1 pseudogene is annotated in these 247 nt (G+C 49.8%); it reads right to left on the bottom strand.

Annotation, left to right across the window (positions count from 1 at the left end):
- Positions 1-247 (bottom strand): annotated as a pseudogene (locus ACY2RR_RS24595) (ribose ABC transporter ATP-binding protein RbsA); the annotation flags it as partial.

Raw genomic sequence — 247 nt, 5'->3', positions numbered from 1 at the left:
TTGCTGGTTACCGCCACTGAGGTTGTTGATCAGCTGGTCTTCAGTCGGGGTTTTGATATTGAAATGCTTGATAAAATCGAGCACGGAAGTCATTTCATCGGTACGGCTGATCTTTCCGCCGCTGGTGAAGTTGCCAAGGCTGCACAGGCTCATGTTTTCCCTTACGCCCAGTTCCAGTATCAGACCATCGCTTTTACGGTCTTCGGAAATATAAGCAATGCCTGCTGCCAGACCTTGACCAGGTGTG

The sequence above is a fragment of the Parendozoicomonas sp. 2304DJ65-17 genome (assembly GCF_058148445.1).
This window is presented reverse-complemented; position numbering and strand designations above follow the sequence as displayed.